The organism is Allorhizobium sp. GW101-3B10 (genome assembly GCF_059424725.1).
Genome location: NZ_JBWKZR010000001.1, coordinates 1916237 through 1928592, shown reverse-complemented (window position 1 = coordinate 1928592; position 12356 = coordinate 1916237). Strand labels below are relative to the sequence as shown.

Below are 12356 nucleotides of genomic sequence, written 5' to 3'. Positions count from 1 at the left end.
CGGATGCGGGACGAAACGGGCGGCCGCGCTGCCGCTACACCCTTGCCAGGACATAGGAACCCGGCGCATCGGCGATGGCGTTGAGCGCGCCGCCGCCGGGAACGCGGGCGGGAACGCGTTCGTCGTCCATCGCCTCAATCCAGCGCTGCCAGTGCGGCCACCAGGAGCCCGGCGTCTCCTTGGCCCCGGCCACCCAGTCCTCGTAGGCGCCCTTGACCGCGCCATTGGTCCAGTACTGGTATTTCTGCTTGTCGGGCGGATTGACGACCCCGGCGATATGGCCCGAGCCGGACAGCACGTATTCGACAGGTCCGCCGAACAAGCTGGAGCCGACGAAGACCGATTTTGCCGGGGCGATATGGTCCTCGCGGGTGGCGAGGTTGTAGATCGGGATCCTGATGTCCTTGAGCGACAGCGTCTTGCCGGCGAGCTCCATCTTGCCCTGGCTCAGCGTGTTGCTGAGGTAGCAGTTGCGCAAATAGAAAGAGTGGTTGGCGGCCGCCATTCGGGTCGAATCGGAATTCCAGTAGAGCAGGTCGAAGGGCATCGGATCCTGGCCCTTCAGGTAGTTGTTGACGAAATAGGGCCAGATCAGCTCGGAAGCGCGCAGCATGTTGAAGGCCGAAGCCATCTTCGAGCCGTCGAGAAAGCCGGAGGACTTCATCCGGTCCTCGATGCTGCCGATCTGCCCCTCGTCGACGAAGACCTTCAAATCGCCGGCATAGGTGAAATCGACCTGCGTGGTGAACAGCGTCGCGCTGGCGATCCGCTTGTTGCCCTCCTGCGCATGCAGCGCGAGGGCTGCGGCGAGCAGCGTGCCGCCGACGCAGTAGCCGATGGCGTTGACCTGGGTCTCGCCGGTCGCCTTCTCGACCGTGTCGAGGGCGAAATCGACGCCTTCGCGGATATAGGATTCCCAGTCCTTCTTCGCATGGCGCTCGTCCGGATTGACCCAGGAGATGACGAACACGGTGTGGCCCTGCTCGACGCACCACTTGATGAACGACTTCTGCGGATTGAGGTCGAGAATGTAGAATTTGTTGATCCACGGCGGGCAGATCAGAAGCGGCCGCTTCAGCACGGTATCGGTTGCCGCCTCGTACTGGATGACCTCGCAGATCTCGCTCTGGGCGATCACCTTGCCGGGCGTCACCGCCATGTTCTCGCCGACCTTGAACTTGCTGGTGTCGGTCTGGCGGATCCGCAGATCGCCGCCGCCGGCGGCGATGTCCTCGGCGAGCATCTGCATGCCCTTGACGAGGTTCGCGCCGTGGCTCGACACCGTCTCGCGATAGAGCTGCGGATTGGTGATGACGAAATTGGTGGGCGACAGCGCAGCGGTGATCTGCCGCATGTAGAATTCGGCCTTGTGGCGGGTATGCTCGTCGAGCCCTTCCGCCTGCGTGACCATTTTCTCGGCCCAGTCCGACAGGATGACATAGGCCTGCCGCAGGAAGTCGAAGAACGGATTGCGCTGCCAGTCCTCGTCGGCGAAGCGTTTGTCCTTGATCGGCTGGAGCGGCTGGGCCTCGCCCTCGCTCGAGAATCGCGACAGCGTCTGGGTCCACATGCCGAACAGGCCGGCCATCAGCTGCGTCTGCGCCTCCAGCGTGCGCTTGGGGTCGGACATCCAGTATTCCGCCACCTTCGACATGGTCTTGACCAGCTCGGCCATCGGTTCGGAAACGGGATCGACGACTTCGCCGCGCTCGCGCGGCCCGAGCCAGCTCGAGGCTGCCTTGCCCAGGTTTTCCAGCGCTTTCGCCACGTTGAGCGTCAGGGCTTGCGGGTCCTTGACGACATAGGGTTCGATCAGTTTCGGATCGAAGCCCGCCGCCTTTGCGCCCCCCTGTCCGGCCTCTTCGCGTGTGCTGGTCAAACCGTCCTCCCCAGGATCATTTTCTCGGCGTCTTTTGCAATTGCGCATCCTGCCTGAAAACGACTACAAGTTCCATACTTACGAAAGCATAGTGTGACATACGCTGTGTGACGAACTTAAGGCTTGAGCGTGCCGAGCAGACTGCCGGCGTCTGGATTCGATAATGATCGCTGATACTTGGGCAATTGGGACAATGCGTGGCGCAAGGCACCTGACCGTGCTTGGCCTCCTGGCCGTGCTTTCGGCCTGCACGACGCCGGCCGGACCGCCTGCCGAAGCGCCCGGCCGCGCGGCGAGCCTCGATGTCACCGTCGCCGATCCCGACGCTCCGGCCGCAGAGCTTTCGCGCTCGCCGGACGGCTATCCGGACTTTTCCGGCTCTCTGACCGCCGCCAATGTGCAGATGGGCAACGAGGAGGCGGCCGAATTGCAGGCCAAGCTCTCGGCTCTCGGCCATGCGCGCAAGTCCGGTGCCATTTCCGAAGCCGAATATCAGCGCCGGCTTCTGCTGTTGCGCAAACTCGCGGCCGAACACGGGGCGGACGCGCAGGCGCAAATCGCCAAATAGCGCTTGCCTTTGCCCGGCTTTTTACGCAAAGCAACATATTGGGGGCAGGAGGGTTCCGCTTCGGATCGACCTGGCCTTCGGGCGCAATTGCGTCAAGATTGGCGGCGATCATGCCGCGGGCATCTTAACTTCACCCGTCCCGGTTATGCGGTTCGTTGCGGGACGGGCTTAACTCGGCAAAACGAACCCGCCTGCCGCGGTCCAGGCCGTGCGGTCTCAGGGGTTGAAGATGGAAGAATTTCATAAGGTCCGGCGTCTGCCGCCATACGTTTTCGAACAGGTCAATCGTTTGAAGGCGAGCGCGCGAGCCGCGGGCGCCGACATCATCGACCTCGGCATGGGCAATCCGGACCTGCCGACGCCGCAGGCGATCGTCGACAAGCTTTGCGAAGTGGTTCAGGACCCGCGCACCCATCGTTACTCCTCGTCGCGCGGCATTCCCGGCCTGCGCCGTGCCCAGGCGGCCTATTATGCCCGCCGCTTCAACGTCAAGCTCAACCCCGACACCCAGGTCGTGGCGACGCTCGGCTCGAAGGAAGGCTTTGCCAACATGGCCCAGGCGATCACCGCGCCGGGCGACGTGGTTCTCTGCCCGAACCCGACCTATCCGATCCATGCCTTTGGCTTCCTGATGACCGGCGGCGTCATCCGTTCGATCCCGGTCGAACCGGACGAGACCTTCTTCCCGCCGCTCGAGCGCGCGGTGCGCCATTCGATCCCCAAGCCGATCGCGCTGATCATCAACTACCCGTCCAACCCGACGGCCCGCGTCGCCAGCCTCGATTTCTACAAGGACGTCATCGCCTTCGCCAAGAAGCATGACCTCATCGTGCTGTCCGATCTCGCCTATTCGGAAATCTACTTCGACGACAATCCGCCGCCGTCCGTGCTCGAAGTGCCGGGCGCGATCGATATAGCGGTCGAGTTCACCTCGATGTCCAAGACCTTTTCCATGCCCGGCTGGCGCATGGGCTTTGCCGTCGGCAACGAGCGGCTGATCGCGGCGCTGGCCCGCGTGAAGTCCTACCTCGATTACGGCGCCTTCACACCGATCCAGGTGGCCGCCACCCACGCGCTGAACGGCGACGGCTCGGACATCGCCGAGGTCCGCTCCATCTACAAGCGTCGCCGCGACGTGATGGTCGAAAGCTTCGGCAAGGCCGGCTTCGAAGTGCCGCCGCCGGCGGCGACCATGTTCGCCTGGGCCAAGATCCCGGAAAAGTTCCGCTCGCTCGGTTCGCTGGAATTCTCCAAGCTTCTGGTCGAGAAGGCCGACGTGGCGGTCGCCCCGGGCATCGGCTTCGGCGAGATGGGCGACGAATACGTCCGTCTGGCTCTCGTCGAGAACGAGCACCGCATCCGTCAGGCGGCGCGCAGCATCAAGAAGTTCCTGTCGACCGCCGACGAGACGATGCACAACGTCATCCCGCTCAACGTCCATCGCTGAATTCCTGGCGGCCCGTTTCGCGGCCGCCATTTCCCACGTTTTTGAATTGTCAGGATTTATTTATGGCTGATGCCCTTAAAATTGGCATTGCGGGTCTCGGCACCGTTGGTGCCTCGCTGGTCCGCATCCTTCAACAGCGCAGCAATGAACTGGCCGTCTCCTGCGGCCGCGCCATCCAGATCACCGCCGTGTCGGCGCGCGATCGCAGCAAGGATCGCGGCGTCGACATCAGCGGCATCACCTGGTTCGACGATCCGGTCGAAATGGCCGAAAAGGGTGACATCGACGTTCTGGTCGAGCTGGTCGGCGGCGCCGAAGGCACGGCCGACAAGTCGGTGCGCGCAGCGCTTGCGCGCGGTCTGCATGTCGTGACCGCCAACAAGGCGCTGCTCGCCCGCCACGGCGTGGAACTGGCGATCATGGCGGAGGAAAAGGGCCTGCTGCTCAACTACGAAGCGGCCGTGGCCGGCGGCATCCCCGTCATCAAGGCCATGCGCGAGAGCCTGACGGGCAACCATTTCTCCCGCGTCTACGGCATCATGAACGGCACCTGCAACTACATCCTGACCCGGATGGAGAAGGAAGGCCTGTCCTTCGAGGCCTGCCTCAAGGAAGCACAGCGTCTGGGTTATGCCGAGGCCGATCCGACCTTCGACATCGAGGGCAACGATACGGCGCACAAGCTGTCGATCCTGACCACGCTTGCCTTCGGCAGCCAGATCTCGGCCGACGACATCTATCTCGAGGGCATCAGCAATATCTCGATCGAGGACATCCACGCCGCCCGCGACCTCGGCTTCCGCATCAAGCTGCTCGGCGTCGCCCAGCGCACCGAGACCGGCATCGAACAGCGCGTGCACCCGACCATGGTGCCGCTCGAGTCGGTGATCGCCCAGGTCGACGGCGTGACCAATGCGGTTGCGCTCGAATCCGACATTCTCGGCGAACTGCTGATGGTCGGCCCTGGCGCCGGCGGCAATGCCACGGCGTCGGCCGTGCTCGGTGACATCACCGACATCGCCAAGAGCCGTCCCGGCACCCAGCAGGTTCCCGTGCTCGGCCGCCCGGCGCATCTGCTCGAGCCCTATCGCCAGGCGCAGATGCGCAGCCATGAGGGCGGCTATTTCATCCGCCTGACGGTGGTCGACCGCACCGGCGTCTTTGCCAGCATCGCCACCAAGATGGCGCATAATAACATTTCGCTGGAATCGATCGTGCAGCGGTCGGAGCATGCCGCGGCCGACGCGCCGGTCACGATCATTCTCGTCACCCATGCGACGATGGAAGACGCGGTGCGCAAGGCCGTCGCCGCCATCAAGAGCGAAGGTTATCTCGTCGGCGAGCCGCAGGTGATTCGCATCGAGCGCCCGAAGACGGCCTGACAAGTGGTTCGAGCGGGTGCCGGCTTGTGGGCCGGCATCCGCCCATTCCGGCCCGTGCGGCCCTGTTTTTCCCCCTCTCCGATCCTTCTTGGAACTATCCTCTCGCATCTTTTGCGCGAGCCGGTTACTCTGTGCCTTCTGTGAAATCGAGTTCGGGGAGGGGCTTGATGATCTCGATCGACAAACGCGACTACGGCGGGAGACAAGGCCGTTCGCGGCAGGAGCGCTGGCGGCTGGAGGACGACGATTTCGAAGGCGCGCGGAATTGGGCCGTGATCCTGCTCTACGTGTCGTTGATGACGATTCCTTTCATGGCCGTTGCCTGGCTCCTGTCCTGAGGAAGCGGATTCGGTCCTCCCGGAACGATTGATCCGCAAGCCTCCCATCCACATTGATCCTGCGGCCGGTTCGGTGCGCGACATGGCCAGGGCTGGTCATTTGCTGCCGGACCTGTAGAAAGGGCGCAGGCTCAAAGGACAGCATTCAGGCATGGAAGAACCCGTCGATCCCGTTCCGCGTGCATTTCTCGGCGTTGACCGCTCAGTCTCCGGGCAGCGATGGGTCTCGCGCCTCGATCAGGCCGGCCAGAACCGCGCGCTTGCGATGAGCCAGCTGCACGGCATGCCCGAGCTCGTCGCGCGGGTGCTGGCCGGACGCGGCGTGGCCGTCGACGAGGCGCCGGGCTTCCTGGAGCCGAGCATTCGCAACCTGATGCCGGATCCCTATCGTCTCACCGATTGCGAAGCGGCGGCAGAACGGCTGGTCCAGGCGATCGGCCGCGGCGAACGCGTAGCGATCTTCGGCGATTATGACGTCGACGGGGCGGCGTCCTCGGCGCTTCTCTCCCGCTTCCTGCACCATTTCGGCATCGATGCGGAGATCTACATTCCCGACCGCATCTTCGAGGGCTACGGGCCGAACCCGGCGGCGATCGGCCAACTGATCGATCGCGGCGCGCGGCTGATCGTCACCGTCGACTGCGGCTCGACCAGCCTCGACGCGCTGGCGGTGGCGAAAGAGCGCGGCGTCGACGTGGTGGTGATCGACCACCACCAGATGGGGCACGAAATGCCGCCTTGTCTCGCCCTGGTCAATCCGAACCGCGAGGACGATCTGTCGGGGCAGGGGCATCTCTGTGCCGCCGGCGTGGTCTTCCTCGTCCTGGTCGCCACCCTGCGCGTGCTGCGCCAGAATGGCCATCCGCAGGCCCGCTCGCTCGATCTGCTCGCCTGGCTCGATCTCGTGGCGCTGGCGACGGTGTGCGACGTCGTGCCGTTGAAGGGCCTGAACCGCGCCTATGTCACCAAGGGGCTGATCGCGGCGCGCCACCAGAACAATGCCGGGCTTGCCGCGCTGCTGCGCGTCGCCGGCATCGGCGGACCGGTCACGCCCTATCATTTCGGTTTTCTCGTCGGCCCGCGCATCAATGCCGGCGGGCGCATCGGCGACGCCGCACTCGGCAGCCGCCTGCTGACGCTCGACGACCCGGGCGAAGCCGATCAGATCGCCGTCAAGCTCGACGAGCTGAACCGCGAGCGCCAGGCCATGGAACAGGTCATGCTGGCCGAAGCGGAAGCCGAGGCGCTGGCGGAATACGGCGACGGGCAGGCGGCCTCGGTCATCGTCACGGCGCGCGACAACTGGCATCCCGGCATCGTCGGCCTGCTCGCCGCCCGGCTCAAGGAAAAGTTCAAGCGCCCGGCCTTTGCCATCGCCTTTGACCTCAACGGCAAGGGCACGGGCTCCGGCCGCTCCATCAACGGCTTCGACATCGGCCGCATGGTGCGTGCCGCCGTCGATTCGGGCCTGCTGGTGAAGGGTGGGGGGCATGCCATGGCGGCGGGCCTGACCGTCGAGCGTGCCAATCTCGGTCGCCTGCGCACCTTCTTCGACGAGGCCTCCGCCGAACAGGTGGGGGCACTTGCCGCCAACCAGACGCTGAAGATCGACGGCGCGCTCGGCGCCTCGGGCGCCACCATCGCGCTGATCGACCAGTTGGAGACAGCGGGTCCCTTCGGCTCCGGCCATCCGCAGCCGATCTTCGCCGTGCCCGCCCATCGCCTGCGCGACGCACGGCCGGTCGGCACCACCCATGTGAAGATTACCCTTGAAGCGGCCGACGGCACGCGGCTGGAGGGCATCGCCTTTCGCGCCGCCGAGACGGCGCTCGGCGACTTCCTGCTCAACGGACGGGGCACGCAGGTCCATGTGGCGGGCACGCTCAGCGCCGATCACTGGCAGGGAACGCGCCGCGTGCAGATGCGCGTGCTGGATGCCGCCAAGGCGTTCTGATGTCGTGCAAATGATGGGGGAGGGTCACGTAAGGTGAAGTGGCACGCCCTAGGGGAGTCGAACCCCTCTTCCCAGAATGAAAATCTGGTGTCCTAACCGATAGACGAAGGGCGCCTGCGCTTCGTGGTGGCGCCCTTATAGTCAGGGCCCGGGCAAGCCGCAAGCGGAATCTTGCTGTTTTTCCATTCCAATTTTGAAAAAGATCGGCCTGTGGAAAACCGTAGCCGAACGCGGCAATCGCGCGTCGCAAAGCGCGCGCCGGCGTTCAAATTCGAGCATTTTCGGGGGAGGGAAATGGAAGCAGGAGTGGCACGCCCTAGGGGAGTCGAACCCCTCTTCCCAGAATGAAAATCTGGTGTCCTAACCGATAGACGAAGGGCGCGTGCGCTCCGTGGCGCCCTTATAGTCAGGTGATTTTATTCCCGCAAGCGGCAAATTTCGTTTTTTGCAAAAAATATGACAGCGTCTTTCCAGGCAGCGGCAAAGACGCGATTGGGCAACAAATCCAGCAGCTTGCAGCGAAGTGCAAAATGGCTTTCCTAGCCTTCGCCCAGGTGAGGCAAGGGGAACGAGGCTGGGTGGCCGGTCGCCGGACATGCCCGCGCCGACAAGGCGCCAGACGGCTCGGGTCGGCCCTAGTCCTTCTTCTTGCCGAACATCGCCTTGAGGGATGCCAGCCATTTGCGCTTCTTCGGCTGTTCGGGCTCCGCGGCGTCGGCCGCGGCCGCCGGCGCTGCCTGGGCGACCTGCCGCTCGGCCTCGGCTGCAGGCTCGGCTGTCGAGGCCGAATCTTCATAGATCGGTGTTTCATCGGCCGCATAGACCGGCGTTTCGCCCGCCGTCTCGGGCGGAAGATAGGCTTGCTCCACGACGGGTGGCTGGGGCTGGCGCAATTCGGCGCTGAACAGGCTCTTGCGCATCGGATTGACCTCGCGCGTCGGGAGCTCGGACGGCACGACGATGCTGGTCGACGTGCCGCTTCCGCTGTTGGCCAGGGCCACGGCCTGCGTGTCTGCGGGCGCTGTGGTCTCCGCCGCGGCGGGCGTCGGCGATTCGGTTGCCGTGGCCGGCACCTGCGAAAACAGGCTGTTGCGGCTCGCATTGACCGCGGTCGGCTGCAGGGTCAGGTCGCCAAGGTCGGCGGGCGCCGGGGCGGGGGCATAGGCGACGATCGCGCCGTCACCGGCGGGGGCCGCCGAAGGCCGAGCGGCCGGATCGGTCCCGGGCGCGGCGACGCTCACCAGCGGATCGGTGTAACCATTGGCGGTCTTCTTAGCCGATGCCGGTTTCGCCATCGCGGCGCTTGCCGTCTCCATCGGCACAGCATCGCCCTGGGCAGCGCTGTCCTGCGCCGTGGTCTGGCAGGAGGCGAGCATGAGGGCTGCGGCCGCCGGAGCGGCGATGCGGCCGAACAGACCGCCGGCGATGGATGGGATGTTGCGCGACACTGGCTGACCTCTGCACACGATCGGGTGACGCACACAACGCCGGCGTCGTCGCCGGGCCGCGTGTGCCGTCCGCCGGATGCCGGCGGACTCTTGGTGCATCGAGGTCTAGCGCTTCAATCTTGCGCGAAGCGGGAAGCCGGGCTTACCAGGCGCCGGTATTCGGCATGGAAAGCCAGGGCTCCGCCGGAGCGAGGCTTTCGCCCTTCTGCAAGATTTCGATCGAAATGCCGTCCGGCGAGCGCACGAAGGCCATGTGGCCGTCGCGCGGCGGGCGGTTGATGGTAACGCCATGGTCCATCAGCCGCTGGCAGATCGCATAGATGTCGTCGACCTCGTAGGCGAGATGGCCGAAATTGCGCCCGCCCGTATAGTCTTCCGTATCCCAGTTGTAGGTCAGTTCCAGGCAGGGCGCCTTTTCCGTGCGCGCCCGATCCAGATCGTCGCGTGCGGCGAGAAAGACCAGCGTGAATCGGCCCTTTTCGCTGTCGATCCGGCGGATTTCGGTCAGTCCGAAAATGGTGCAGTAAAAGGCGAGCGACGCGTCGAGATCTTTGACGCGAACCATGGTGTGAAGATAGCGCATGAAGGTCCTCCAGAGAATTGCAGGGATATGGGGCGCACGACAGTTTCGAGCAAGGCTGCAAGGGCAAAAAGCATTTGGGTATATGTGAAACTAGGACTTGCGTAGATCCATTGCTCGAATGTTAATCTTAAGTTCAAGAATCAATTAACTCTGCGATGTGACGCGTTTCGAGGGGCTTTGGGAAATGGCGGACAGGATTTCACCGAATGGGCTCGCTGGGTTCGAAGAACTGTCCAGTGAAGCCGTCGACCTGATCGAGATCACCGGCGTCGTCAAGTGGTTCGACGTTGCCAAGGGTTTCGGTTTCATCGTTCCGGACAATGGCATGCAGGACGTCCTGCTGCACGTCACCTGTCTTCGCCGTGACGGCTACCAGACCATCCTCGAAGGCACGCGCATCGTCGCCCTCGTGCAGAAGCGCGACCGCGGCTACCAGACCTTCCGCATTCTCTCCATGGACCAGTCGACCGCCGTTCACCCCTCTCTGCTCCCGCCGGTGCGCACCCATGTGCAGGTCACCGCGACCAGCGGCCTGGAGCGGGCGCTGGTGAAATGGTTCAACCGCACCAAGGGCTTCGGCTTCCTGACGCGCGGCGAAGGCACCGAGGACATCTTCGTCCATATGGAAACGCTGCGCCGCTTCGGCCTGACCGAGCTTCGCCCCGGCCAGACCGTTCTGGTCCGCTTCGGACCGGGCGACAAGGGCCTGATGGCGGCCGAGATCCATCCCGACAATCCCGGCCCGTCGGTCCGGGCACACTGAGGCTCCGCGATGATGGGCAGACTGATGAAAAGCGCTTTCGTGGCGCTTTTTTTGTGGGCGATCGCCGGACCGCTTGCGGCTGAGGCGCCGCATTTCGACCGCGCGCCGCTGTCGATCCGCACGACAGAGGGCAAGGAGATCACCCTCGACGTCGAATGGGCGATCACGCCCGAGCAGCGCGAGCACGGCCTGATGTTCCGCAAGGAGCTGGACGACGACCAGGGCATGATCTTCGACTTCGGCACCGTGCGCGACGTGATGATGTGGATGAAGAACACGCCGCTGTCGCTCGACATGGTCTTCATCGGCGAGGACGGGCGGGTGAAACGCGTCGCCAGCCGCACCACGCCCTTTTCCGAGGCGATCGTCGGATCGGGCACGCCGGTGCGCTATGTGCTGGAGATCCGCGGCGGGCGCGCCGCAGCACTCGGCATCGGCGAAGGAGCGGCGGTCACGCTGACCCCGCCGACCGGCGCCTCCGACTAGCCGCAGGCCAAGATTTCTCTGCCCGGACCGAAAGCGGCTTTTTGCTGTTGCGGCTCCGGGGTGAACCGTGTATTCCGCTCCCATTGCTGGAACGGAGTGTAGCGCAGCCTGGTAGCGCATCTGGTTTGGGACCAGAGGGTCGGGAGTTCGAATCTCTCCACTCCGACCATTGCAAGACGTGCCGATGTCCCATTCCGGCACAGCAAAACATCCCATTGAGATTGCAGCTGGACGACCCGTTGCCATGCGGTTGCCGCGCCCGCCCGGGCAGGCCTGGCGGCTTCAGCGCCTCTCTGTGCCCGCGTTTTCCAGGAACCGATCGCCGTCCCGTCGCGTTCCCTGTGATCCAACAGGGAGGATAGCATCATGACGAAGCTTACAACCATCATCGCTGCCGTGGGCATGGCGGCTTTCGTATCGGGCCCGAGCCTTGCGGCCTGTCCCGAGGTGACCGGCTCGGTCGACGGCAAGGCCGCGGCAGGCATTTCCAAGGACGGAACCCACGTTCCGCTCGAAGGCTCGGCCGATACCCAGGCCAACGCCTCCGGCGGCGTGCAGAAGGACGGCAACACCATGCCGCTCGCGACCGACAAGAATCTCGCGACCTCCAGCCAGGATGTCGCCGCCCAGCAGCAGGGCGAGGAGACCGCGGCCGCTTCCGCGGCGAACAAGGACAAGTGCACCGACTGACGGGAGCTCGGGCTCGACCGCGCCGGCCGTGACGGAAAACTCCGTGGGTGGCCGGGTGGGTCGAGTTCGTCCCACATTCATGGCATCGCCATATTGACAGAGCGCTTCGCCGGCAAGGCGCGGCGCTCTTGCTCTTTGCGCCGCAGAGCGGGAGGTTCCGCTTGAAAATGATCGCAATCGTCGCTACGACGGGAACGGTCATCCGGCATCGCGCCGGTGCCTCCGAAGCCGGTTGTTTGTGAGGCTCGGAAACAGGATTTCGCTACGGCGCTCTGCCGTGGCTGGTACCATGAACAGACGGGGCAGGGCGAAGCCTGTCCGTCCCTTTGGAGTTGGATGCGACATGTCTGCCAAGATCTACCGCCCCGCAAAGACCGCGATGCAGTCCGGCAAGGCGAAGACGCATGTGTGGATACTCGAGTTCGACCAGGCCATTCCGAAGAAGATCGACCCGATGATGGGCTACACGACTTCGGCCGACACCCGCCAGCAACTCAAGCTGATGTTCGAGACGCAGGAACAGGCCGAAGCCTATGCACAGCGCGAAGGCATCGACTACCGCGTCATCCCGCCGAAGGAAGCCAAGCGCCAGGTCGTCTCCTACACGGACAATTTCAAGTACAGCCGCCTGCAGCCCTGGACGCATTGACCATCGCTCGCGGCGGACCGCCCGGTGCGCCGCGCCTTGCCCGTCGATCGGTCCTTCATCGACAAGGCCCCTTAGCTCAGCTGGATAGAGCACCTGCCTTCTAAGCAGGTTGTCGCAGGTTCGAGTCCTGCAGGGGTCGCCAAACCTACACCTAAACCTTTGAAGTTAT

12 protein-coding genes and 4 tRNA genes are annotated in these 12356 nt (G+C 64.3%); 11 read left to right on the top strand and 5 right to left on the bottom strand.

Translation table 11 applies throughout. From position 1 onward, the window contains the following. Positions 1–34: 34 nt before the first annotated feature. Complete coding sequence (locus AC07Y0_RS09455; RefSeq protein WP_498676670.1) at positions 35–1927, bottom strand: PHA/PHB synthase family protein; 1893 nt, start codon at positions 1925–1927, stop codon at positions 35–37. 145 nt (positions 1928–2072) lie between these two features. On the opposite strand from AC07Y0_RS09455, the gene AC07Y0_RS09450 reads away from it, so the two are divergent. From AC07Y0_RS09450 to recJ, 5 genes are all read left to right on the top strand, one after another. Beyond that, complete coding sequence (locus AC07Y0_RS09450) at positions 2073–2447, top strand: SHOCT domain-containing protein (RefSeq protein WP_498676669.1); 375 nt, start codon at positions 2073–2075, stop codon at positions 2445–2447. A gap of 229 nt (positions 2448–2676) precedes the next feature. Then, positions 2677–3894, top strand: a complete 1218-nt coding sequence (locus AC07Y0_RS09445) for an LL-diaminopimelate aminotransferase (protein ID WP_498676667.1) — start codon at positions 2677–2679, stop codon at positions 3892–3894. Between the two features lie 62 nt (positions 3895–3956). Next, the gene (locus tag AC07Y0_RS09440) at positions 3957–5276 is read left to right on the top strand and encodes a homoserine dehydrogenase (protein ID WP_498676666.1); all 1320 of its coding nucleotides are present in this window, start codon (positions 3957–3959) and stop codon (positions 5274–5276) included. Positions 5277–5443: 167 nt separating this feature from the next. Beyond that, a complete protein-coding gene (locus AC07Y0_RS09435) occupies positions 5444–5614 on the top strand; it encodes a hypothetical protein (protein ID WP_498676663.1) in 171 nt (56 codons plus the stop codon). Between the two features lie 151 nt (positions 5615–5765). Further along, on the top strand, positions 5766–7568 hold the full coding sequence (recJ, locus tag AC07Y0_RS09430) for a single-stranded-DNA-specific exonuclease RecJ (RefSeq protein ID WP_498676660.1): 1803 nt from the start codon (positions 5766–5768) through the stop codon (positions 7566–7568). 39 nt (positions 7569–7607) lie between these two features. On the opposite strand, the gene AC07Y0_RS09425 is transcribed toward recJ, so the two are convergent. The 4 genes from AC07Y0_RS09425 to gloA all read right to left on the bottom strand — a co-directional run bounded on the left by AC07Y0_RS09425 (position 7608) and on the right by gloA (position 9599). Next, a tRNA-Glu gene (locus AC07Y0_RS09425) sits at positions 7608–7682 on the bottom strand. 193 nt (positions 7683–7875) lie between these two features. Continuing rightward, a tRNA-Glu gene (locus AC07Y0_RS09420) sits at positions 7876–7950 on the bottom strand. A gap of 253 nt (positions 7951–8203) precedes the next feature. Then, positions 8204–9016 carry a hypothetical protein gene (locus AC07Y0_RS09415; RefSeq protein WP_498676656.1) on the bottom strand — a complete coding sequence of 271 codons (813 nt, stop codon included), beginning with the start codon at positions 9014–9016 and terminating at the stop codon, positions 8204–8206. Positions 9017–9158: 142 nt separating this feature from the next. Further along, positions 9159–9599, bottom strand: a complete 441-nt coding sequence (gene gloA / locus AC07Y0_RS09410; RefSeq protein ID WP_498676654.1) for a lactoylglutathione lyase — start codon at positions 9597–9599, stop codon at positions 9159–9161. 184 nt (positions 9600–9783) lie between these two features. Between gloA and AC07Y0_RS09405 the strand changes: the two genes are divergently transcribed. The 6 genes from AC07Y0_RS09405 (at position 9784) to AC07Y0_RS09380 (ending at position 12329) form a co-directional block, all read left to right on the top strand. Beyond that, positions 9784–10362, top strand: a complete 579-nt coding sequence (locus tag AC07Y0_RS09405; RefSeq protein ID WP_454745704.1) for a cold-shock protein — start codon at positions 9784–9786, stop codon at positions 10360–10362. 39 nt (positions 10363–10401) lie between these two features. After that, on the top strand, positions 10402–10848 hold the full coding sequence (locus AC07Y0_RS09400) for a DUF192 domain-containing protein (RefSeq protein ID WP_498676652.1): 447 nt from the start codon (positions 10402–10404) through the stop codon (positions 10846–10848). A gap of 92 nt (positions 10849–10940) precedes the next feature. Further along, positions 10941–11017: transfer RNA gene (locus AC07Y0_RS09395), tRNA-Pro, on the top strand. A 197-nt stretch (positions 11018–11214) separates the two neighbouring features. Beyond that, positions 11215–11538, top strand: coding sequence for a hypothetical protein (locus AC07Y0_RS09390; RefSeq protein ID WP_454745706.1), 324 nt, complete (start codon positions 11215–11217; stop codon positions 11536–11538). Between the two features lie 343 nt (positions 11539–11881). Further along, a complete protein-coding gene (locus AC07Y0_RS09385; RefSeq protein WP_498676649.1) occupies positions 11882–12187 on the top strand; it encodes an ETC complex I subunit in 306 nt (101 codons plus the stop codon). A gap of 65 nt (positions 12188–12252) precedes the next feature. After that, positions 12253–12329, top strand: a tRNA-Arg gene (locus AC07Y0_RS09380). Positions 12330–12356 lie beyond the last annotated feature (27 nt).

Excerpts from the sequence above, each read along its gene's own strand:
- AC07Y0_RS09455 (WP_498676670.1), bottom strand. The coding sequence starts at position 1,927 with ATGCGCAATTGCAAAAGACGCCGAGAAAATGATCCTGGGGAGGACGGT.
- AC07Y0_RS09450 (WP_498676669.1), top strand. The coding sequence starts at position 2,073 with ATGCGTGGCGCAAGGCACCTGACCGTGCTTGGCCTCCTGGCCGTGCTT.
- AC07Y0_RS09445 (WP_498676667.1), top strand. The coding sequence starts at position 2,677 with ATGGAAGAATTTCATAAGGTCCGGCGTCTGCCGCCATACGTTTTCGAA.
- AC07Y0_RS09440 (WP_498676666.1), top strand. The coding sequence starts at position 3,957 with ATGGCTGATGCCCTTAAAATTGGCATTGCGGGTCTCGGCACCGTTGGT.
- AC07Y0_RS09435 (WP_498676663.1), top strand. The coding sequence starts at position 5,444 with ATGATCTCGATCGACAAACGCGACTACGGCGGGAGACAAGGCCGTTCG.
- recJ (WP_498676660.1), top strand. The coding sequence starts at position 5,766 with ATGGAAGAACCCGTCGATCCCGTTCCGCGTGCATTTCTCGGCGTTGAC.
- gloA (WP_498676654.1), bottom strand. The coding sequence starts at position 9,599 with ATGCGCTATCTTCACACCATGGTTCGCGTCAAAGATCTCGACGCGTCG.
- AC07Y0_RS09405 (WP_454745704.1), top strand. The coding sequence starts at position 9,784 with ATGGCGGACAGGATTTCACCGAATGGGCTCGCTGGGTTCGAAGAACTG.
- AC07Y0_RS09390 (WP_454745706.1), top strand. The coding sequence starts at position 11,215 with ATGACGAAGCTTACAACCATCATCGCTGCCGTGGGCATGGCGGCTTTC.
- AC07Y0_RS09385 (WP_498676649.1), top strand. The coding sequence starts at position 11,882 with ATGTCTGCCAAGATCTACCGCCCCGCAAAGACCGCGATGCAGTCCGGC.